General features: G+C 74.2%; 19 protein-coding genes. 10 read left to right on the top strand and 9 right to left on the bottom strand.

Features of this window, described 5'->3' with window-relative positions:
- Positions 1–16: 16 nt before the first annotated feature.
- Together LBW97_RS17470 and LBW97_RS17465 are read right to left on the bottom strand one after the other, a co-directional pair.
- Positions 17–2,269, bottom strand: coding sequence for a SpoIIE family protein phosphatase (locus tag LBW97_RS17470; RefSeq protein ID WP_224500633.1), 2,253 nt, complete (start codon positions 2,267–2,269; stop codon positions 17–19).
- Between the two features lie 10 nt (positions 2,270–2,279).
- On the bottom strand, positions 2,280–3,080 hold the full coding sequence (locus LBW97_RS17465; protein ID WP_224500632.1) for an alpha/beta fold hydrolase: 801 nt from the start codon (positions 3,078–3,080) through the stop codon (positions 2,280–2,282).
- Positions 3,081–3,340: 260 nt separating this feature from the next.
- Between LBW97_RS17465 and LBW97_RS17460 the strand changes: the two genes are divergently transcribed.
- The 3 genes from LBW97_RS17460 to LBW97_RS17450 all read left to right on the top strand — a co-directional run bounded on the left by LBW97_RS17460 (position 3,341) and on the right by LBW97_RS17450 (position 7,456).
- Positions 3,341–4,087 (top strand): hemerythrin domain-containing protein, encoded by a 747-nt coding sequence (locus tag LBW97_RS17460; RefSeq protein WP_224500631.1) that lies wholly within the window; start codon positions 3,341–3,343, stop codon positions 4,085–4,087.
- A gap of 255 nt (positions 4,088–4,342) precedes the next feature.
- Positions 4,343–5,014 (top strand): alpha/beta fold hydrolase, encoded by a 672-nt coding sequence (locus tag LBW97_RS17455; RefSeq protein ID WP_224500630.1) that lies wholly within the window; start codon positions 4,343–4,345, stop codon positions 5,012–5,014.
- A 141-nt stretch (positions 5,015–5,155) separates the two neighbouring features.
- Entirely contained in the window at positions 5,156–7,456 is a 2,301-nt protein-coding gene (locus LBW97_RS17450) for a helicase (protein WP_224500847.1), read from the top strand.
- Here LBW97_RS17450 and LBW97_RS17445 read toward each other — a convergent pair.
- Genes LBW97_RS17445 through LBW97_RS17430 form a run of 4 tightly spaced genes read right to left on the bottom strand, consistent with a single transcriptional unit; the run spans position 7,434 to position 11,473 of the window.
- On the bottom strand, positions 7,434–7,868 hold the full coding sequence (locus LBW97_RS17445) for a hypothetical protein (RefSeq protein ID WP_224500629.1): 435 nt from the start codon (positions 7,866–7,868) through the stop codon (positions 7,434–7,436). The two genes, LBW97_RS17450 and LBW97_RS17445, sit on opposite strands and share 23 nt — an antisense overlap.
- Before the next feature lie 16 nt (positions 7,869–7,884).
- Positions 7,885–9,114 carry a cytochrome P450 gene (locus tag LBW97_RS17440; protein WP_224500628.1) on the bottom strand — a complete coding sequence of 410 codons (1,230 nt, stop codon included), beginning with the start codon at positions 9,112–9,114 and terminating at the stop codon, positions 7,885–7,887.
- Between the two features lie 40 nt (positions 9,115–9,154).
- Complete coding sequence (locus tag LBW97_RS17435; RefSeq protein WP_224500627.1) at positions 9,155–10,777, bottom strand: SIR2 family protein; 1,623 nt, start codon at positions 10,775–10,777, stop codon at positions 9,155–9,157.
- 39 nt (positions 10,778–10,816) lie between these two features.
- Positions 10,817–11,473: a hypothetical protein gene (locus LBW97_RS17430; RefSeq protein ID WP_224500626.1), complete on the bottom strand. Its 657-nt coding sequence runs from the start codon at positions 11,471–11,473 to the stop codon at positions 10,817–10,819.
- Positions 11,474–11,570: 97 nt separating this feature from the next.
- On the opposite strand from LBW97_RS17430, the gene LBW97_RS17425 reads away from it, so the two are divergent.
- Positions 11,571–12,407 carry a DUF1206 domain-containing protein gene (locus tag LBW97_RS17425; protein WP_224500625.1) on the top strand — a complete coding sequence of 279 codons (837 nt, stop codon included), beginning with the start codon at positions 11,571–11,573 and terminating at the stop codon, positions 12,405–12,407.
- 5 nt (positions 12,408–12,412) lie between these two features.
- Positions 12,413–13,279, top strand: coding sequence for a DUF1206 domain-containing protein (locus tag LBW97_RS17420; protein WP_224500624.1), 867 nt, complete (start codon positions 12,413–12,415; stop codon positions 13,277–13,279).
- A gap of 10 nt (positions 13,280–13,289) precedes the next feature.
- Here the strand turns inward: LBW97_RS17420 and fabG are convergent, their stop codons facing one another.
- From fabG to LBW97_RS17405, 3 genes are all read right to left on the bottom strand, one after another.
- Positions 13,290–14,039 carry a 3-oxoacyl-ACP reductase FabG gene (fabG, locus tag LBW97_RS17415; RefSeq protein ID WP_224500623.1) on the bottom strand — a complete coding sequence of 250 codons (750 nt, stop codon included), beginning with the start codon at positions 14,037–14,039 and terminating at the stop codon, positions 13,290–13,292.
- Positions 14,039–15,256 carry an acetyl-CoA C-acetyltransferase gene (locus tag LBW97_RS17410; protein WP_224500622.1) on the bottom strand — a complete coding sequence of 406 codons (1,218 nt, stop codon included), beginning with the start codon at positions 15,254–15,256 and terminating at the stop codon, positions 14,039–14,041. The genes fabG and LBW97_RS17410 overlap by 1 nt, the downstream gene beginning before the upstream one ends.
- 133 nt (positions 15,257–15,389) lie before the next feature.
- Positions 15,390–15,758, bottom strand: coding sequence for an STAS domain-containing protein (locus LBW97_RS17405; protein ID WP_224500621.1), 369 nt, complete (start codon positions 15,756–15,758; stop codon positions 15,390–15,392).
- Positions 15,759–16,018: 260 nt separating this feature from the next.
- Between LBW97_RS17405 and LBW97_RS17400 the strand changes: the two genes are divergently transcribed.
- The 5 genes from LBW97_RS17400 (at position 16,019) to LBW97_RS17380 (ending at position 20,735) form a co-directional block, all read left to right on the top strand.
- Positions 16,019–16,342 carry a hypothetical protein gene (locus tag LBW97_RS17400; RefSeq protein WP_224500620.1) on the top strand — a complete coding sequence of 108 codons (324 nt, stop codon included), beginning with the start codon at positions 16,019–16,021 and terminating at the stop codon, positions 16,340–16,342.
- Positions 16,343–16,554: 212 nt separating this feature from the next.
- Positions 16,555–16,926, top strand: coding sequence for a hypothetical protein (locus LBW97_RS17395; RefSeq protein ID WP_224500619.1), 372 nt, complete (start codon positions 16,555–16,557; stop codon positions 16,924–16,926).
- A 126-nt stretch (positions 16,927–17,052) separates the two neighbouring features.
- Positions 17,053–17,493: an ATP-binding protein gene (locus tag LBW97_RS17390; RefSeq protein ID WP_224500618.1), complete on the top strand. Its 441-nt coding sequence runs from the start codon at positions 17,053–17,055 to the stop codon at positions 17,491–17,493.
- A gap of 57 nt (positions 17,494–17,550) precedes the next feature.
- The gene (locus LBW97_RS17385) at positions 17,551–19,104 is read left to right on the top strand and encodes an aldehyde dehydrogenase family protein (RefSeq protein ID WP_224500617.1); all 1,554 of its coding nucleotides are present in this window, start codon (positions 17,551–17,553) and stop codon (positions 19,102–19,104) included.
- Complete coding sequence (locus LBW97_RS17380; RefSeq protein ID WP_224500616.1) at positions 19,101–20,735, top strand: GMC family oxidoreductase; 1,635 nt, start codon at positions 19,101–19,103, stop codon at positions 20,733–20,735. Before LBW97_RS17385 ends, LBW97_RS17380 begins: the two co-directional genes overlap by 4 nt.
- Positions 20,736–20,746: the final 11 nt, after the last annotated feature.

Raw genomic sequence — 20,746 nt, 5'->3', positions numbered from 1 at the left:
GGGAAGGCGGAAACGCTCAGAGGCGGGTCAGGGCGAGCAGCGCGATGTCATCGGGCCGGTGCTCCCCCGCCATCTCCGCCAGCAGCCGGTCGCACAGCGCGTCGGGGTCCGAGTCGGCCGAGCACGCCCGCGCCGCCACCTCGAGCAGCCGGTCCATCCCGGCGTCGATGTCGACGTCCCGGCTCTCCACCAGCCCGTCGGTGTAGAGCAGCAGCGTCGCGCCGACCGGCAGCTCACCCACCCACTCCTCCGCCGGCTGGTCGGCCCGCGGCGCACCGAGCATCCGCGTCGGCCGCACCGGCAGGAAGGACGCCGTCCCGTTCGCGCACACCAGCGGCGGCAGATGGCCGGCCGACGCCACCCGCAGCGCACCGGACACCGGGTCCAGCGTGCCGAACAGCGCCGTCGCCATTCGCTGCACCCCCAGCAGCGACCAGCTGTCCTGCAGCCGCTCGATGAGCTCGCTGGCCGTGGGCCCGTCAGCAGCCATCGCCCGCGAGACGCTGCGCAGCTGACCCATCGTCGCCGCCGCGGTGATGTCGTGCCCCACGACGTCGCCCACCGACAGGCCCACCAGACCCCCGGGCAGCAGGACGACGTCGTAGAAGTCACCGCCCACGGAGACACCCTGGGTCGCCGCGACGTACCGCACCGCCGTCCGCAGGCCAGGGATGGGCGGCGGATCCGTGGGCAGCAGGCTCTCCTGCAGCGTGTGCGACGTCCGGGACTCGAGCTCGAACCGCTGCGCCTTGTCCACGACCTGCGACATCTGCAGCGCCAGCTGCTCGACCACCTCCACGTCGGCGGGCGTGAACGGGGTGCGGTTCCGGTCGGCGGCGAACGTGAGGACGCCGAGCCGCCGCCCGTCGATCGCCATGGGCACGCTCACCACGCTGCTCAGCTCGAGCCGGTGCACCGCCGACCGCTGGGCGCCGTCGAGCGTCATCGACGCCAGCCCGGACTCGTCGACGTCGCGCACCCACTGCGTCCGCCCCTCTGCCAGTGCCCGTCGCCCGGGATGGTTCGGAGCCTGTGCCGCCAACTGGTCGCGCAACCCCTCCAGCAGCGGCTGCCGCTCCGGATCCCGGTGCCGGGCGGCCATGCGGGACGTCCCGTGCTCGGTCACCAGGTCGATCACGCAGATGTCGGCCAGCCGCGCGACGGAGAGGTCGGCCAACCGCGTCACCATGTCGTCGACGTCGACGGAGTCGGCCATGAGCCGCGCGGCGTCGAGCAGGAACGACAGCCGCTCCGCCTGGCGCACCGTCTCCTCGTGCAGGCGCACCCGCTCGAGCGCCTGCCCGGCCTGCCGGCCCAGCGTGTAGAGCAGGTCGATCTCCGTGGCGGGCAACTCGCGCCGCTGACCCGGCTCCACGAGGCTGATCAGCTGGCCGGGCGCCGCGTCGCCGAGCGCCAGCACCAGGACGCCCAGCCGCTTGCTGTCCGCCGAGACCGGCACGATCACCAGCTCGGTCAGCCCGGTCTCCGCCATCGCCACGGCCAGCCCCGGCTGGTCCTCCCCCAGCCGCTCGTCGAGCACGATCGAGCGCACTCCCTGCGCGAGCTCCAGCGCCAGCCGGCTGCCCGCTGCCTCCCGCAACCGGCGCAGCAGCTCTCGCGACACCCCTTCCCAGTGGATGGGCCGCAGCGCCGGCAGCACCGGGCCGGCCGGCTCGCCCTGGACCAGGACCAGCGCCGCGCCCCGCGCCTTGAGCGCGTCCCGGCCGCGCGCCACGATCACCGTGGCGACGTCCTCCTCGGTGCCCGCCGCGGCCAGGTCGAACACGACCTTCTGCACGGTCCGCGACCTCGCCTCGGACTCCTCGGCCAGACGCTGCGCGGCCAGCAGCTCCCGCTCGTAGCGCCGCCGCGCCGTCGCCTCGAACAACGTCGCCCGCACCAGCTGCGGCCTGCCGTCGGGTCCGCGCAGCTCCACGGCGTTCAGCAGGCAGGGCAGCAACGATCCGTCCAGGCGCTGGACGTCGATCGCGATCTCCCGCACCGCCCCCTGCATGCGCAGCAGCGGCACCAGGTGCGTCTCGTGGAAGACCCTGCCCCCGACGCTGAGCAGGTCCTGGAAGCGCTGGTCGAGCAGGTCCTCGGGAAGCCGCCCGGTCCAGGCGCAGAACGTCTTGTTCACCTTCACGATCCGGCCGTCGGGAAGGGTCGAGAGATAGCCCATCGGCGCGTTCTCGTAGAGGTCGGCCGGGTCGTCCTCCAGCAACCGGTCCAGCTGAGCCGAGGGGTCCACCGCGTCGCCGTCGCTCATCGGCCCCTCCTCACCGGTCGAGGAAGGCCCGGATCGCGGCGGTCGTCTCCTCCGGTGCGGAGAGCTGCGGCACGTGCCCGGTCGCGGACAGCCGCACCAGTTCGCTGCCGGGGATGTTCCGGTGCACGTACTCCCCCACCGCGTCCGGCGCGATCGCGTCCGCGCTGCACTGGAGGATCAGCGTCGGGACGGCGACGCCGGGCAGGTCCGCCCGGTTGTCCGACAGGAAGGTCACCCGGGCGAACTGGCGGGCGATGTCGGGCGCGGTGCGGCAGAAGCTGTTGGTCAGCTCCTCGGCCAGTTCGGGCCGGTCGCGGTTGCCCATGATCACCGGGGCCATGTCCGCCGACCAGCCCAGGTGGTTGCTGTCGAGGGCGTCGAGGAGGCCGGCGATGTCGGTGCGGCTGAACCCGCCCACGTAGTCGCCGTCGTCGACGTAGCGCGGGCTGGGCCCGATCAGGACCAGCGCCCCGAACAGCTCCGGCGCCTGGGCGAAGGCGAGCACCGCCATCATCGAGGCCACCGAGTGCGCGACCAGGACGACGTCGCAGAGCTCCAGCTCCCGGCAGATCTCCACGATGTCGCCGGCATAGCCCTCGAGAGAGCCGTACTTCTCCGGGTCGTAGGCCGACAGGTCCGATCTGCCCGAGCCCACGTGGTCGAACAGCACCACCGTGTGGTCGCGCTCGAACTCGGGAGCCACCAGCCGCCACATGGTCTGGTCGCAGCCGAAGCCGTGCGCGAAGACCATGGGCCGCCCACCGGGCACACCGGTGACGCACACCTTGTTCCGCGTCCCGACGCCAGCCACGCGGCCGACCGTAGTGGACCGGCCCGCGCCTGTCGCCGCTCTCCGGAACGACCCCGGACACGATTCGGTACCCGCGTCGCTCGCGCCGTCGGATCACCGACGGTCACGCCCGTGCGACGGCGTGCCGCGGACCGCCGCACGCGCCGGAAACCGGGCCGGATCCGTCCTCGAACGGGCTGACCGCCGACCGGCGCCGGGCCTAGCCTGCGCCGCATCCCGCTCCCCGAGCAGCTCGCACCGGACGCCGAACGAGGTGCCTCATGACCGCCGCCACGCTCAGCACGGACACCGTCCCGCGGCCCCGCCGCCCGGTCGACGACGAGCTCGCCACCGCCGCGGAAGGGCGCGCCGCCGGGTGGGAGCGGGTGGTCCACCGCCTGGTCCGCCGGGAGCTGGCGACCCTGGCCGACGTCGCCACGTGGGCACCGGACGGCGAGTGCGCGCGCACCGGCACGCTCACCTGCCACGCCGGGCTGATCGCGCGCGTGCTGCTGCACCACCACGCCGTCGAGCGAGGAGCTCTGTGGCCGGCCCTGCTGCGCGCCGTCCCCGACGAGGCGCGGGCCGCTGCGGAGGACGCGATCGGCGCCTGGACGCTGTCGTGCTCGCGCATCGACGCCCGGCTCCGGGACCTCGACACCGCCGCACGCCAGTGGGAGGTCGCCGGCAGCGCCGCGGCCCGGAACTCCTTCGCCGTCCTCTGCCGGACACTCGCCCAGGACGTGGCCGCGCAGACCGCCGAGGAGGAGGCGGGCGTGCTCCCCCTCCTCGACGCACACCTGAGCGACGAGGAGTGGACGGCGATCGGCCGCACCGTGCGGTGCGATCTCTCCGCCCGCCAGCGGCTGCTCGTCCTCGGACTCGCCCTGGAGGACTGCTGCGCCGGTGACCGTGCCCGGCTACTCGGTGGGCTCCGCCGCTCGACGCGGCTGGCGTGGCGGCTCTACGGCGGGAGCCGCTACCGCTCCGCCGTGGTGCGGCTGCGCGGCGCCCCGCCGGCGGTCTGACGCGTCAGTAGCGCGACGTGCCGCACCCGCGGCAGCGCTTGCGCGCGGCGGACACCTCCTGCGTGCAGTTGTCGCAGACCCAGGTGGTCCGTTCCTTGGTGGCTGTGCTCATGGCTGACTCCCCACGGTGGCCGGTACATCCGGAACGGTAGGAGCCGGAGATGTCCACGCGGTGACGCCGGAGTTGCCTTTCGGAGCCGGTCCGATCGGCGAGGCGGCCGATGAGTTCCGTACCCGCGGGCGGTCCTCTCCCCTGTGACGACCTTCGTACTGATCCCCGGGGCCGGCGGGCAGGCCCGGTTCTGGCGCCGCGTGGTCCCCGAGCTGGAGCGCCACGGGCACTCGGCCGTGGCCGTGGACCTGCCGTCGGACGACGACGCCGCCGGGCTGGAGGCCTACGCCGACGCCGTGGCCCGAGCGGTGGACGGACGAGGACCGGTCACGGTGGTCGGACAGTCGATGGGAGGTCTCACCGCACCTCTGGTCTGCCGGCGGCGGCCGGTGGAGGCGATCGTGCTGGTCAACGCGATGATCCCGCGTCCGGGCGAGACCGGCGGGGACTGGTGGACGGCGACCGGCCAGGACGCCGCCCAGGCCGCCTACTGGGCGCAGCTCGGGCTGGCCGGCGAGGCGGACGACTCCGCCGTCTACTTCCACGACGTGCCCGACGACGTCGTCGCGGAGGAGATGGCGCAACCGTTCGGCCAGTCCGGGCGCCCGCTCGAGGACCCCTGGCCCCTCGCTACCTGGCCCGACGTGCCCACCCGGGTGCTCGCCGGCCGCGACGACCGGCTGTTCCCGCTGGACTTCCAGCGCCGGGTGGCCGCCGAGCGGCTCGGGCTGCGGGCCGAGGAGGTTCCCGGTGGTCACTGCGCGGCGCTCAGCCGGCCCCGCGAGCTCGCCGAGGCGCTGGTCGTGCCCCGCTGAGGTGGCCGGGACCACCTGCGTCGCGCATGACACGACCGGGAAGATGGGCGCAGGATGGGCGGTTGCGCCGCAGGAGCGCAGCACGCCCCGGAACCGGCGCGCTCCACCCGGGACTCATGAAAGCGATGGCCGTTGTCGACAGTGCGAGACCCGGACGGGACCGACCCCGAGCTGGGAGCCGAGCAGCGCTACGTCGGCGACCTGTACCGCCGGCTGGACGAGGTCCGCGCCCGCACGGTGGGCCGGCTCGCCGACGCGCTTGCCCTCGTTCCGCACAACCCGCAGGCGATCGGTGAGCGCGAGGCCGCCGTCGAGCTGCACTCCCAGCGGATCGTCGCCCTCGACGCCGCCGACCACGGCCTCTGCTTCGGCCGCCTCGACCGGCACGACAGCGACGTCGCCCGCTACATCGGCCGGATCGGGCTCAACGCCGAGGACAGCCGCGAGGAGCCGCTGCTGATCGACTGGCGCGCCCCGGCGGCCCAGCCGTTCTACACCGCGACGCCGCTGCACGACCTCGGCGTCCGGCGTCGCCGGCACCTGAAGACCCGCGGCCGCACCGTCGTCCAGGTCACCGACGAGACCCTCGACCTCTCCGACCCCGACCTTGCCCAGCGCTCGGGCCTGGCCGGCGAGTCGGTGCTGCTGGCGGCCCTGAACGCCACCCGCACCGGCCGGATGAGCGACATCGTCCGCACCATCCAGGCCGAGCAGGACCGGATCATCCGCGCCGACCACCGCGGCGTCCTGGTGGTCCAGGGTGGGCCCGGCACCGGCAAGACCGCCGTCGCCCTGCACCGGGCCGCCTACCTGCTCTACACGCACCGCGAGCGGCTGGCCCGCAGCGGCCTGCTCATCGTCGGGCCCTCCCCCACGTTCCTGAGCTACATCGCCGACGTGCTGCCCTCCCTCGGCGAGACCGGCGTGGTGCTCACCGACCTCGGCGGGCTGCGGCCCGGCCTCGAGGCGCACGCCCAGGAGGCGCCGAAGGTCGCCGAGATCAAGGGTCGGGCCGCGATGGTCCGCGTGGTCACCACCGCTGTCCGCGACCGGCAGGCCGTGCTCGACAGGCCGGTGACCCTCGACATCGACGGCGTCGTCGTCCGCTTCGCCAAGGGCGACGCCGCCAAGGTCCGCAGCCGGGCGCGCGGGATGTCCCGGATGCACAACGAGGCGCGGCCGGCCGCCGTGCGCGCGGTCATCGATCTCGTGGCCCGCAAGTACGCCGACAAGCTCGGCGAGAACGTCATGGGCGGGGCGAACCTGCTCGGTGAGGACGACGTCGCGGCGCTTCGCCGGGAGGTCGCCGCCGAGCCCGCCGTGCACGCGCTGGCCGACCGGCTCTGGCCGCGGCTGACCGCCGAGCGGCTGATCGGCGAGCTCTTCTCGAACCGGCGGCGGCTGGAATCGGCCACCAAGGGCTGGTCCGAGGCCGACCGCGAGCTGCTGGTGCGCCCGGCCAACTCCCCCTGGACGCCGGCCGACGTGCCGCTGCTGGAGGAGGCCGACGAGCTGCTCGGCGTCGACGACTCCGCCGAGCGGAACCGCGAGCAGCGGGAGCGGCAGCGCAGTCTCCGGCACGCCCAGGAGACCCTCGACCTGCTGCACGGGTCCCGCTCCACCGACTGGGAGACCGAGGACGAGTCCGAGGAGCTCTCCGCGGGCGACCTGCTCGACGCCGAGGGGCTGGCCGGCCGGCACGAGGAGCGCGACACCCGCTCCACCGCCCAGCGCGCCGCGGACGACCGCACCTGGACCTACGGGCACGTGATCGTCGACGAGGCGCAGGAGCTCTCCTCCATGGCCTGGCGGGTCCTGCTGCGCCGGATCCCGACCCGGTCGATGACCCTGGTCGGCGACGTCGCCCAGACCTCCACCCTCGCCGGCGCGAGCAGCTGGCAGGAGGTGCTCGAGCCGCACCTGGGCAGCTCGTGGCGCCTGGAGGAGCTGACCGTCAACTACCGGACGCCGGCCGAGATCATGGCCGTCGCCGCCGAGGTGCTGATCGCGGGTGGCGCCGTCACCGCTCCCTCGGAGTCGGTGCGTTCCACCGGCGAGCTGCCGTGGTCGTGGCAGGTGCCCGCGGCGAACCTGCCGTCGGCGATCGCCGAGGCCGCCGCGGAGTTCGACGCCGCCCAGGGCACCCTCGCCGTCATCGTCCCGTTCAGCCGGCTGGACGAGGTCACCGCCGTCGTGCGGGCGATCGTGCCGAGCGCCTCGGTCGACGGCGACCTCACCGACGGCGCCGTGGTGATCACACCCGAGGGCAGCAAGGGGCTGGAGTTCGACTCGGTGCTGGTCGGGGATCCCGTCGGCATCATCGCCGAGGGCGTGCGCGGCCACAACGACCTCTACGTCGCGCTCACCCGCGCCACCCAGCGACTCGGGGTCGTGCACGCCGGAGAGCTGCCGCCGGAGCTCAAGGGTCTGGATCCCCGTTGATGGTCGGCCACCAGGCGCGGTGCCGCCCCTTCAGCGGGTGGCCGTCCAGCAGCACCTCGACGTCGGGGCCCAGCTCTCGCTGCACGTCGTAGGCCAGCGTCAGCAGCTCCCGCTGCTGCTGCTCCCCGAGGTGCTGCTCGGCCTCGGTCACCGGTGGGTCGTCACGGATCCAGGCGCCGGACAGCGACTCCTGCCGGTCCGTCCACGCCTCCAGCCGCGCGACGAGCTCCGCGGAGAGGCGAAGCTCGGCCGGGTCGAGCAGGTCGGTGCCGAGCACGCCGGGTGAGCGGTCGGCGATGATCGACGGGTACATGTAGTCCCACTCCAGCGACACCACCGTCGGCGGTCCCTCGCGCGGCTCGGGCACGCGGGGCCCGCCGTGCCGGTACCGGGAGCGGCGGCGGCTCGTCACCGCCCCAGCATGGCAGTCATGCGGTGCCGCTGACCCGGAGCACGACGCCGCTCCTCGGCCTGGCCGGAATGCGGTGCAGCGCGATCTCCAGGTCCTGCTCCGGCACCTCGATCTGGAGCCGGGCCAGCCGGACCGCCAGCGCGGACAGCAGCGCCACGGTGATCTGCTCGCCCGGGCAGCGGTGGTTCGTGCGCGGGTCGCCGCCGCCCTGCGGCACCAGCTCGAACTCGCCGATCTCCCGGTCGAGGAAGCGCTCGGGGCGGAAGACGTACGGGGTGTCCCAGAGCGCCGGGTCGTGGTTCTGCCCGTACAGGTCCAGCAGCACCATCGCGTTCTTCGGGATCGTCTGGCCGTCGTACTCCAGTCGCTGCGGCGCCCGCCCGCCGATGAACGGCGCGAACGGGTAGAACCGCCGCACCTCGTGCGCCCACGCCTCGGCGAACGCCGGGTCCCCGCTCGCCAGCTTCTCCCGGTTCGCCGGCCAGCGGATCAGCGCGTGCCCCGAGAAGGCCATGAACCAGGCGACCGCCGTCGTCGGCCGGATGATGTTGAGCAGCTCGACCGCGGCCACGCGGGAGGGCAGCTGCGTGCCGTCGGCGTCCCGGTGCCGGGAGACGACGTCGACCGCCGTCCCCTCCTCGACCTTCGTGGCACCGCTGCGCACGTCCTGGACCAGCTGGCCCAGCCACTTCTCCCGGCGACGGCGGGCCAGGCGCGCCCGGATGTGCCGCGGCCCGCCGGACGCGAAGCCGTCGACCATCGAGACCAGGTCACGGGCGAGGTCGGGCACCTCGTCGTCGCGCACCGGGACGCCGGTCCAGCGCGCCACCGAACCGGCCAGCACCCGCGCCGCCTCGTCGAACAGGACGATCTCGGGACGACGCGACCACTCCGGCACCGCCGCGTCCCAGGCCGCCGTCGTTCGCTGCACCAGCGAGGCGATCCCGTCCTCGCGCATCAGCAGCGCGACGAACATGGCCTTGCGCACCCGGTGCATCTCGCCGTCGAGGGTGTGCACCGCCCCCTTGCCGAACAGCGTGGCCTGCACCGGCTCCGGAATGGCCTTGGAGCGGCGGACGTGGTCCTCGTCGTAGAGGAACCGCGCGGCGTCGGGCCCCTCGATGCCGACCGCCGGCAGCCCGCCCAGCCGCACGCCGACCGAGCGCTGCCCGGTGCGGCGGCGCTCGTCGGGCAGCCAGGCATAGCCCTTCGCCAGCAGCTTCAGGCCGTTCTCCAGACGTGGCATGGACGCTGCCGTGCCCAGCGGTCCGAACGGGCAATCCCGATCAGCCGGGCCGCTGCTCCTGCGGGCGGTCGTCGCGGTCCCGCGTGGCGGTGTCCACGGGCACGTCGTCGACCGGCGCGGGATCACCGTCGGACGCGGTGCCGCCGTGCCCCAGCCGGCGCAGCAGGGCGGCCACCTCCGCTCCGGCGTCGCTCGACGTGTCCGCGGGCAGGCTCGCGGCGACCCGTCCCAGCGCCTCGGCGAGCGCGCGCTCCTCCTCGTCGAGCATGCCGCGGTAGGCCGGGTCGAGCAGGTAGCCGGTCGGGGGCGTGGACAGGCAGCCGATCAGGTCCAGCAGCACCTCCAGCCGCCGGGCCGCCTCGACCTCGGAGGAGCCGGCGGGGCCCATCGCCACGGTCTCCACGTCGCGCTCCCACAGCCGCGCGCGGGCGGCGTCCTCCCGCAACGCCAGGACCGTGCCGGTGCGCCGCGCCGTGCCCGAGCCCTGGATCTGCAGCGCGGTGCGCACCTGGTGGGCGATGCGGATCAGGTCGTCGTCCAGCATCGACGTCCCGACGAACAGCACGTGCCGGGTGAGCAGCAGCGAGTGCAGCACCCCGGCCAGCGCCGCCCCGGTGTTGCCGAACTGCAGGTACTCCTCGCGGGTCAGCACGACGCTCTCCGGATGCGCGGCGTCGCCGTGCAGCTTGAGCAGCCACGGCGCCCCGGGCTCCGCCTCGTCGAAGGGCAGCACCCGCACCTGCCGGCCGATGTCGCTCGCCGCGAGTTCCACCAGCGGGTCGTAGTTGGTGGTCACGAACTCCTGCACCGGCAGGTCGGCGATCAGTGCGTGCGCCAACGCGTAGGGCCCAGGACCGAACCGCTCCTCGACGAACGCCTCCAGCTTCTCCGTGCCCAGCTCCCGCGCCAGCAGCGCCGCCGAGTCCTGCGCCGGGAGCCGCGAGAGCCCCTCGCGCAGGCCGTCGTCCAACCCGGAGCGGGCGGCCAGCTCGTCGACCAGCTGCTCCCAGGTGGGCAGCCCGGCCGCGGCGCTCACCCCGGCGCCGATGAACAGCGCTAGCTGCCCCCGGCGCGCCCGCTCCCCCATCTCCTCGGCCAGCTCGCGCAGGTGCCCCGGCAGGTCCCAGCCGCCGTCCTCCCCGCGCCGCACCCGCTGGGCGGCGGCCAGGTCGCTCGGACCCCGCAGCACCAGCGCGACGTCGAAGCCGTGCTCCCGCGCCGCCGTCCGCAGCACCGGCAGCAGTTCCCGCAGCAGCGCACCCCGCTCCCCCGCCGCGCCGCCCCACCCGGTGCCCAGCGCCGGCAACCCGACCAGCCGCCGGGCCCGGCCGTGCACCGGCTTCGTCACCTCGCGTCGGGCGACGGCGTCCAGCGCCTGCCGGGCGCCGTCGAGCAGCCAGGGCAGCCCGCGGCCGCGATCGTCGACCGTGTCGACCAGCCAGGCGCGCCGGGCACCGCTCGTGGGGACCTCGAGCACCCGCTCGTCCGCGGCCCACGACAGGCCGACGCAGTCACCCTCCTCGCGCTCCTCGGTGATCAGCTCCGACGGCAGCAGGGACCGCCAGCTGCGCGCCACCCGCAGCGACCGGTCGGTGGGCACCAGGACGTCGTCGCACGACAACCGGGTGAGGTCCGCGCCGACGACGAAGACGTGTCCGCTCACCCGCGAACCCTTCCCCAGGGCCCGCGGCCTATGCCTGGGTCAGGAGCCGCAACCGCCGGCGCCGCAGGCGCAGCCACCGCAGCCGGAGCGCACCGGGGCGGGGTCCGGCTGGGCGCCCAGGGTGCGCAGGTTGGCCGCGCCGATCAGCAGCGGCAGTGCGAGCACCGCGACGCCGAGCGCGGCGACGACGGTGGCGAGGTCCGCGGCGCGGTTCCAGTCCTGGGCCAGCCCGGTGACGACCAGGAGCGCCGTCACCAGCAGGGACCAGACGAGCAGCGCCTGCCCACCGCGGCGCGCGGTCCCGCCCCGGGCGAGCAGACCGGCGGAGGCTCCCAGCAGCGCCAGCGGCACTCCGACGAGCAGCACGGTGGCGCTGAGAGCGGCGGAGCTCAGCGCCACGACCAGGCCGGCGATCCCCGCGGCGAGGGCGACGGCGCCCATCGGGCGCGCCCGGCCGGCGAGCTCGCCCTCGCCCACCCCCGCGCCCCGGACCAGCGACAGGCCGCGGACGGCGAGGACGACGCCGAGCGCCCCGACCAGCAGCCGCGCTCCGGCGGCGTCCCAGGCGACCGCCAGGACGGCGATCGCGATCAGCGCGACACCGAGCGCCGCCCAGCGGGGCCAGGTGCGCCGGGCCACGGCGGGGGTCGCCATCCCCGCGGTGGTCGCCGACAGGATTCCGGTTGCGTTCGCCACGGGCCCAGTGTCCCTCACCCGAGGCAGTGACCGGGGAGGCACCGGACCGTGGTCCGTGCCACGCTGATCATCTTCACCCCCCGAGCCAGGAGGAACCATGAGCGTGCGGTCAGCAGGGGGTGTGGCAGGGCAGGCCGGCAACAGCGATGCGCTGGAGCACCTCGCCCGCATCGGGTTGATCGCCTACGGGCTGGTGCACCTCCTCATCGCCTGGCTGGCGCTCCAGCTGGCCTGGGGTGGGGGCGGGCAGCAGGCCGACCAGTCCGGCGCGCTGGCCACCCTCGCGCAGCAGCCGCTGGGCAAGCCGCTGCTGTGGGTGCTGGCACTCGGACTGCTCGCGCTCGCCGTCTGGCAGGCCGCCGAGGTGCTGCGCTGGCGGTCCGGCTGGTCGGCCTCCGGCAAGGCCCGGACGAAGGCCGTGCGCAAGAGCGGCAGGGCGGTCGTCAAGGCGGTCATCTACCTCGCGCTGGCGGTGCTCGCGATCCGGTTCGCCACCGGCGGCGGTCAGAACAGCAGCTCCTCGCAGCAGCAGACCACCGCCGGCGTCTTCGGCTGGCCGGCCGGTCGCTGGCTGGTCGGGATCGCCGGGCTGGTCCTCATCGGGGTCGGCGCCTACCACGTCCACAAGGGCGTCACGAAGCGCTTCCTCAAGGAGATCGACCTCAGCGACTGCCCGCCGGCCGCCACCCGGCTGGTCACCCGTCTCGGGCAGGTCGGCTTCCCCGGCAAGGGCGTGGCGCTCGCGCTCGTCGGCGGCCTGCTCGTCTGGGCGGCGGTCACCTTCGACCCGGCCAAGGCCTCCGGGCTCGACGGCGCCCTGCACACGGTGCTGCAGGCGCCGGCCGGCCCGTTCCTGCTCACGCTGGTCGCGCTGGGCATCGCCGCGTTCGGGGCGTTCTGCTTCGTCCGCGCCCGCTATCCCGAGCGGACCTAGGCGGCGTGCCCGCCGCCCGCTCCCTGCTGGAACGGGTGCGCTCCGCCGTCGACCGGGCCCGGGAGGTCACCGACCACCCGGTGCTCACCCACCTGGCCCGCGTCGGCCTCGTCGCCTACGGGGCGATGCACCTGCTCATCGCGTTCCTGGCCGCCCGGATGGCGCTGGGCCTCCGTGGCGCGGACGCCGACCAGACCGGTGCGCTGCAGACCGTCGGCCAGGGTCCCGGCGGGCGCGCCCTGCTCTGGGCCATCGGGCTCGGCCTGATCTGCCTCGGCCTCTGGCAGGCCGCGGAGATCCTGCTCTGGTGGCGCGGGCTGCTCGACTCCACCCGCCGGCGCCGCACCGCCGTCGTCTGCGCGAAGTGCCTGGTCAAGGGCGGGGTGTACGGCTTCCTCGGGATCACCGCGCTGCTGTTCGCCTTCGGTCTGGAGTACGAGGCCGACGAGCGGCTGCCCGAGCTCACCGAGGAGGTGCTGGAGATCCCCGGAGGCAGCCTGGCGGTGTACGTCGCCGCGGCCGGCGTCGTCGCGGTCGGGCTCTACACGCTGGCCCGCGGGATCACCGGCGGCTTCATGAAGGACATCGACCTGCCCGCCGCCCCCGACCGCTGGGAGCCGCTGATCGAGGGCATCGGCCGGGTCGGCTACCTCGCCAAGGGCATCGCGTTCGGCCTGGTCGGCGTGCTGCTGTGGCGGGCGGCGGGTTCCTCCGACGTCACCGACGCCACCGGCCTGGACGGCGCCATGACCGCCATCGCCGGGGTCTCCGCCGGACCCTGGCTGCTGGCCGGGACCGCGGTCGGGTTCGCCGCGTTCGGGGTCTACGCCCTCGCCCGCGCGCGGTATCCCGACCGCGATCCCAGCAGTTGATCCGTCTTCTTCAGTTTCGGGGGCCGCCGGCGGCGTAGACGACCTGACCGGAGATGAAGCCGGCGCCCTCGCTCACGAAGAACGAGACCAGGTGCGCGATGTCCTCGGGGACACCGGCGCGCGCGACGGGGATCGCCGCGGCGCGCTTGGCCACGTAGGACTCCCAGTCCTCGCCGATGCGCTCGGCCGTGGCCTTGGTCATCTCGGTCTGGATGAAGCCCGGCGCGATCGCGTTCGCGGTCACCCCGAACTTGCCCAGCTCGATCGCCAGGGTCTTCGTGAACCCCTGCAGGCCGGCCTTCGCCGTGGCGTAGTTGGCCTGGCCGCGGTTGCCCAGCGCCGAGGTCGACGACAGGTTCACGATCCGGCCGAACTTCGCCTCGATCATGTGCTTCTGCGCCGCCCGCGTCATGAGGAACGAGCCGCGCAGGTGCACGTGCATGACCACGTCCCAGTCGGCGTCGCTCATCTTGAACAGCATGTTGTCGCGGGTGACGCCGGCGTTGTTCACCAGCACGACCGGCGGGCCGAGCTCGGCGGCGATCCGGTCGACGGCGGCCTGCACCTGGTCGGCGTCGCCGACGTCGGCACCGACGGCGAGACCCCGGCCGCCGGCGGCCTCGATCGCCTGCACGGTGCCGCGGGCGTCGTCCTCCTTCAGGTCGACGACGGCGACGGCGAAGCCGTCGGAGGCCAGCCGCAGCGCGGTGGCGGCCCCGATGCCGCGGGCGGCACCGGTCACGATCGCGACGCGGGCCATCAGGAGGCCACCCGCTCGAAGAGAGCCGCCAGGCCCTGACCGCCACCGATGCACATCGTCTCCAGGCCGTAGCGGGCCTCGCGACGGTCCATCTCGCGCAGCAGCGTGGCGAGGATGCGGCCGCCGGTGGCGCCGACCGGGTGGCCCAGCGAGATGCCGGAGCCGTTGACGTTGGTGCGGTCCCAGTCGGAGTCGGTGAAGCCCCACTCCTGGGCGACGGCGAGGACCTGGCTGGCGAAGGCCTCGTTGAGCTCGATGAGGTCGACGTCGGCGAGCGTGATGCCGGCGAGGTCGAGCGCCTTGGCGGTGGCCGGGACCGGGCCGATGCCCATGGTCTTCGGCGGCACGCCGCCCACGCCCCACGAGACCAGGCGGGCCAGCGGGCGCAGGCCCAGCTCGGCGGCCTTCTCCGGAGTGGTGACGATCGCGATCGCCGCGCCGTCGTTCTGGCCGGACGCGTTGCCGGCGGTGACCGTGGCCTGGTCGTCGTCGCGACCCATGATCGGGCGCAGCTTGGCGAGGGTCTCGACGCTGGAGTCGGGGCGGATGTGCTCGTCGCGGTCGACCACGACCTCGCTCTTCCGCTGCTTCACCGTCACCGGGACGATCTCGTCGGCGAACCGGCCGGCCTCGGTGGCGGCGGCGGCGCGCTGGTGGCTGCGGACCGCGTACTCGTCCTGCGCCTCGCGGGAGATCTTGTACTCGCGGCGCAGGTTCTCCGCCGTCTCGAGCATGCCGCCGGGCACCGGGTGGTTCTGGCCGCCCGCGGTGACCCGGCCGCGCGCCAGGCCGTCCTGCAGGAGGACGCCGGGGCCGGCCTTGACGCCCCAGCGCATGGCCGTGGAGTAGAAGGGCGCGTTGCTCATGGACTCCGCGCCACCGGCCAGGACGACGTCGGAGGCGCCGGACTGCACCTGCATCGCGGCGTAGACGACGGCCTGCAGCCCCGAACCGCAGCGGCGGTCGATCTGCAGACCGGAGGCCGTCACCGGGAGACCGGCGTCCAGGGCGGCGACGCGGCCGATGGCCGGGGCGTCCATGGTCGGGTAGCAGTGCCCGAGCAGCACGTCGTCGACCGACTCCGGCGGCAGCCCGGTGCGCTCCATCAGTGCCCGGATGACCGTGGCGGCCAGCTCCTGGGCGGGGACGTCGCGCAGCGAGCCCCCGAATCCGCCGACCGGCGTTCGCAGGGGCTCGCAGATGACCGCATCCCGCACGGGAGTCCTCCTCGTAGATCCGCCTTCGGCCCCGGACGGGCCGGACTACGGGTCCGAGTCTGCCCCGCCCCCAGGAGCACCGCGCGCAGAGGCCCCCACCGGCGAACCGGCAGGGGCCTCTGTGACGCGCAGGTCAGGAAGCGAGCGACTGAACCCGCTGGCCACCGAGCAGGTTCCACAGCCCGGTGATCTCCATCGGGCGGATGACCGCGCGGGTGGCGGCGAGCACGCGGAGCTCGACGGAGGCGGCCGTGGCGTGGCGGTGGAGGGTCGCGAGCGCACAGAGGCCGGCGGAGTCGAGGAAGGTCACCGCGGTGAGGTCGAGGGTGACCTCGCGGGCTCCGGCGTCGAGCAGCTGCTCGACGCGCTCGCGGAACTTCGGCGCGGTGGTGCAGTCGACCTCGCCCGTGGCCGCGATGCGGGGCAGGGCGGCGGGGCCCGACACGACGAGCGTGACAAGACCCAGGTCGAGGACGTCGGTAGAACGGAAGTCGTCAGACATGGAATGACGGTCGAGCGAAGAAGCGGTCACGGATGTGCCCCTCTCGGGCGTGTACCGGACCAGTGAGCCTGCGGGCGCGAACACGACGACCAGCACTGGCAAAACACGGCTGCTGTTGAACCGTCCACCCGACCGTAGGGACCGGATGGTCCAGGCGCAAGGCCGGCAAGGTCACGACACTCCCGGGGAACAGCCCCGGTGAGACCAGCGTTACGTCGCCGCGGCCCGGTTCCCAGGCGGAGGCGGCGGATACTGGGCGGGTGACCCAGGGCAGCCCGTCGTCCCGCACCGTCCCACCCCTCCTGGTGGTGGCCGTCGTCCTGGGCCTCGCCGTCGCGGGCGGTTCGTTCCTGGTGCTGGACCCCTACCTCGCCGCGTTCGTGGCGATCGTCCTGGTGGTCGGGGTCGCCATGGCCGTCCTCGCACACGACTGGGACTCCCACGAGACCTTCGAGGAGCGCGAGCTCGTCCGGGCCCGCAAGCGCCAGGAGAAGTGGGACCGGAACGCCGGTGCGCGCGCCAAGGACCGGGCGCGCTGGGAGGCCCACCAGGCCCGCAAGGCGGCCCAGGAAGGCTCCGACTAATCCGCTCGACACGTCGGCGGAGGCGGGCCTACGGTGCTCGCCATGCGGTACTTCGTGCGGATGCGCACCTCCTGAGCTGACGCTGCCGCGGGCCGGACTTCTTCCGCCCGCCGTCCGCGCCCGGTCCTGCCGGGCGCTCGCTCCCTCGCGTTCCCGGCGGGCCCCGGTGGCCCGCGGACGCCCTGTGCCCCTTCCCCCCGCGGAGGTACCCCTTGTCACGCCCTGCCCCTCTCAGCCACGCGCCCGCCGCCGATGCCCGCGCCGCACTTCCGGAGTCGGAGGCCGCCGCCTTCGACCGCCTCGCGCACGCCGTGCTGGCCTCCCCCTCGGCTCCGCTCGGTCCGCTGCTGCGCTCCCAGCTGCCCGGAACGGCCGGCGTCCGCTGGCTGCACCAGGAGAACCTCGTCCCCACCACCCGGCCGACGGCGCTGACCAGCGATCAGTGGCTGTCGCTGTTCTCCAGCTGGACCGCGGTGGCGCCCGCGCCGGGCTCCGGGAGCCCCGGTGTCCGGAAGAAGGGTGGCCGTCCGGCCACCCACGGCCACGCCCCCGGCGCCTCCGGCATCCCGCGCTGGGGCCAGTAGTAGAAGGACCCCGCTCCCTCGTCTCACCTGTCACCTTCGGGTGAGGCGAGGGTTCGGCGCGCCGTCGAACGGGCAGGGGTGCGGCGAGGACCGGCGGGGATCGCCGGCGGGAGAGAGGCAGGTCGCGTGGCGCTGTGGCAGTCCGCGCGCCCACCGCACGCCTTCCCCGAGGTCTGGTGCCAGGAGCTCGGCGGGCTGGGCGAGCTCGCGGCGCTCCGGGCACGGCTGCGCGCATCCATGACCGGCAGCCCCACCGTGCGCGACCCCGAGCAGGACCACTGGTCCGAGCAGCTCGTCCTGATCGCCGACGAGCTCACCTCCAACGCCCTCCGGCACGGTGGCGCACCCGTCGCGGCGGTCCTCGGCCGCCGTGACGACCAGTGGCTGATCGCCGTCCGCGACTCCGCCGCCGACGTCCCGCCGTCCCCTGCGCAGGGCCGCGACCCGGGCCTCGGCGGGTTCGGCCTCTACCTCGTCGCCGACCTCTCCACGGCACACGGCTGGTACTCCGAGCCCGGGCTGAAGACCGCCTGGGCCGTCGTCGACGGCAGCGACCGGAGCGCCTGACCCCGACCGGGCGACCCACGCCGCGATGCCTGTCCCCCGCGGGTAACGTGCATCACCATGTCGCTCGCCGAAGAGTTGGACGCCGTCGACGCCGGTACCGCGGGGACCGTCGACCGCCACAGCACGACCGAGACCTTCGAGTCCACCGCCCCCGCCAGCGGTGCGGTGGTCGGCGTCTTCCCGGTGCACGACGCCGCCGCGGTCGAGGAGACCGTCGCCCGGGCGCGCACCGCCGCGGAGCAGTGGGCAGCGCTGGGCTGGGACGGGCGCAAGCAGCGCCTCTCGGCCTACCGCGGCTACCTCGCCCGGCGCATGCACGAGCTGGCCGACCTGGTGCACCGGGAGAACGGCAAGCCGCACGCCGACGCGATCCTCGAGATCACCCTGGCCGTCGACCACCTCGCCTGGGCCGGCGGGCACGCCCGCAAGTCGCTCGGCCCCCGCAAGGTGCCCACCGGTCTGCTGGCCGCGAACCACACCGCGTACCTGGAGTACCAGCCGCTGGGCGTCGTCGGCGTCATCGGCCCGTGGAACTACCCGGTGTTCACGCCGATGGGCTCGATCGCCTACGCCCTGGCCGCCGGCAACGCCGTCGTCTTCAAGCCCTCGGAGTACACCCCCGCCGTGGGTGCCTGGCTGGCGGCTGCCTGGCGGGCCGCCGTTCCGGACGTGCCCGACGCCTTCCAGCTGGTCACCGGCTTCGGCGAGACCGGCGCCGCGCTGTGCCGTGCGCACGTCGGCAAGATCGCCTTCACCGGCTCGGCCGCGACCGGCAAGAAGGTCATGGCCACCTGCGCCGAGACCCTCACCCCGGTGCTCATGGAGCTCGGCGGCAAGGACGCGATGATCGTCGACGACGACGCCGACGTGGTCGCCGCCGCCGACGCCGCCGTCTGGGGCTCGATGAGCAACGGCGGGCAGACCTGCATCGGCATCGAGCGGGTCTACGCCACCGAGGCCGTCTACGACCGCTTCGTCACCGAGGTCACCAACCAGGTCCGCAACCTGCGCCCCGGCTCCGACGGCGAGGCGACCTACGGCCCGATGACCATGCCGTCGCAGATCGACATCGTGAACCGGCACGTCGCCGACGCGACCGCCGCGGGCGCCCGCGTGGTCACCGGCGGCACCGACGCCGACGCCTACCCGGCCGAGGGCTACGTCGCCCCGACCGTGCTGCTCGACGTCCCCGAGAACTCCTCGGCGGTGCAGGAGGAGACCTTCGGCCCCACGATCACGATCACCAGGGTGCGCGACGCCGAAGAGGCCCTCGCGCGGACCAACGCCACCACGTACGGCCTCGCCGGGTCGGTCTTCTCCAAGTCCAAGGAGCGCGGCCTGGACCTCGCCCGCCGGATGAAGAGCGGCATGACGTCGGTGAACTCCGTGCTGACCTTCGCCTCGGTCCCGGCGCTGCCCTTCGGCGGCGTCGGCGACTCCGGATTCGGCCGTATCCACGGCGAGGACGGGCTCAAGGAGTTCACCCGCGCCAAGGCCATCACCCGGCAGAACTACGCCCTGCCGGTCAACCTCATGAGCTTCAGCCGGCCCGCATCGGCCGCCGACGCCCTCGCCCGCGTCATGGGCATGGTCCACGGAAAGCACCGGTGAACGCCCCCATGGCACACGAGGAGTACGACGTCGTCGTCGTCGGGGCGGGTTCGGCCGGCAGCGCGCTGGCCGGGCGGCTCACCGAGGACCCCTCGCTGCGGGTCCTCCTGCTCGAGGCCGGCGGCGACGACAAGGTGCTCGAGGTCCAGGCCCCGGCCGGCCTCTACAAGGTCTGGCGCACGCGGCTCGACTGGAACTACACGACCGACGAGCAGCCCGGCCTCGGTGGCCGCAAGCTCTTCTGGCCGCGCGGGAAGCTGCTCGGCGGCTCGTCGTCGATCAACGCGATGATCTACATCCGCGGCGCCAAGGCGGACTACGACGAGTGGGCCGAGCTCACCGGCGACCCCTCCTGGTCCTACGACCAGGTCCTCCCGCTGTTCAAGCGGATGGAGGACAACTCCCGAGGAGCCGACGAGTGGCACGGCGTCGGCGGCCCGCTCCGGGTAGAGGACCTCCGCAGCCCGCACCCCTGGACCGAGGCCGTGGTCGAGTCGGCGGTGGCCGCCGGCTACCAGCGCAACCCCGACTTCAACGGCGCCTCGCAGGAGGGGGTCGGGCCGTACCAGGTGACGCAGAAGCGCGGCCGCCGCTGGTCGGCCGCCGACGCCTACCTGCACCCCGCCGCCGGGCGGCCGAACCTGACCGTGAAGACCGGCGCCCTGACCACCCGCGTGCTCGTCGAGAGCGGCCGCGCGACCGGCGTGGAGTACCGCTGCGGCGGCCAGCTGCACACGGTGCGGGCGACCCGCGAGGTCGTCCTCTCCGGCGGTGCGGTCAACTCCCCCCAGCTGCTCATGCTCTCGGGCATCGGCCCGGCCGAGCACCTGCGCGAGGTCGGCGTCGACGTCGTCCACGACCTGCCCGGCGTGGGCGGCGGCCTGCAGGACCACCCGCTGGTCCCGGTGGTCTGGAACACCCGCTCGGGCACGTCGCTGCGCCTGGCCGAGACGCCGCTGAACGTGGCGCGCTGGAAGCTGACCGGCCGCGGGCCGCTCACCTCCAACCTCGCCGAGGCGGGGCTGTTCACGAAGTCGAACCCGGACGTGACCGAGCCGGACCTGCAGATGCACTTCCTTCCGGTGAAGTTCTGGAAGCAGGCGGAGATCGACCCGGACGCCGAGGCCTTCACCGCCGCCGTCGTGCTGGTGCACGTGCACTCGCGCGGCTCGGTGCGGCTGCGTTCGGCCGACCCGACGTGGGCGCCGGCGATCGACGCCGGTTACCTCACCGACGAGCGCGACCTCGACGCGCTGGTCTCCGGCGTCGAGCAGGCGCGGCAGATCGGCGCCACCGGCCCGCTGTCGTCGGTGCTGGCCGACGAGTGGTCGCCCGGCAGCGCCACGCAGGGTCGCGAGGCGTTGCGGGAGAAGGTGCGCGACACCCTCGAGTCGCTGTACCACCCGGTGTCGTCCTGCCGGATGGGCGCGGGCGACGGTTCTGATCCCATGGCCGTCGTCGACTCGCAGATGCGGGTGCACGGCATCGAGGGCCTGCGGGTCGTCGACGCCTCGGTCATGCCGACGCTGGTGCGGGGCAACACGAACGCCCCGACGATCATGCTCGCCGAGCGGGCCGCCGACCTGATCCTGGGTCGCATCCCTGCGGCGCAGCTGGCCGCCTCGCGCTGACGCGGTAGCCG

The sequence above is a fragment of the Blastococcus sp. LR1 genome (genome assembly GCF_020166105.1).
In the GTDB taxonomy this organism is placed as follows: domain Bacteria; phylum Actinomycetota; class Actinomycetes; order Mycobacteriales; family Geodermatophilaceae; genus Blastococcus.
Note: the sequence above shows the minus strand (reverse complement) of the source record. Positions and strands in the feature narration are given on the sequence as shown.

Excerpts from the sequence above, each read along its gene's own strand:
- LBW97_RS17470 (WP_224500633.1), bottom strand. The coding sequence starts at position 2,269 with ATGAGCGACGGCGACGCGGTGGACCCCTCGGCTCAGCTGGACCGGTTG.
- LBW97_RS17460 (WP_224500631.1), top strand. The coding sequence starts at position 3,341 with ATGACCGCCGCCACGCTCAGCACGGACACCGTCCCGCGGCCCCGCCGC.
- LBW97_RS17440 (WP_224500628.1), bottom strand. The coding sequence starts at position 9,114 with ATGCCACGTCTGGAGAACGGCCTGAAGCTGCTGGCGAAGGGCTATGCC.
- LBW97_RS17425 (WP_224500625.1), top strand. The coding sequence starts at position 11,571 with ATGAGCGTGCGGTCAGCAGGGGGTGTGGCAGGGCAGGCCGGCAACAGC.
- fabG (WP_224500623.1), bottom strand. The coding sequence starts at position 14,039 with ATGGCCCGCGTCGCGATCGTGACCGGTGCCGCCCGCGGCATCGGGGCC.
- LBW97_RS17405 (WP_224500621.1), bottom strand. The coding sequence starts at position 15,758 with ATGTCTGACGACTTCCGTTCTACCGACGTCCTCGACCTGGGTCTTGTC.
- LBW97_RS17385 (WP_224500617.1), top strand. The coding sequence starts at position 17,551 with ATGTCGCTCGCCGAAGAGTTGGACGCCGTCGACGCCGGTACCGCGGGG.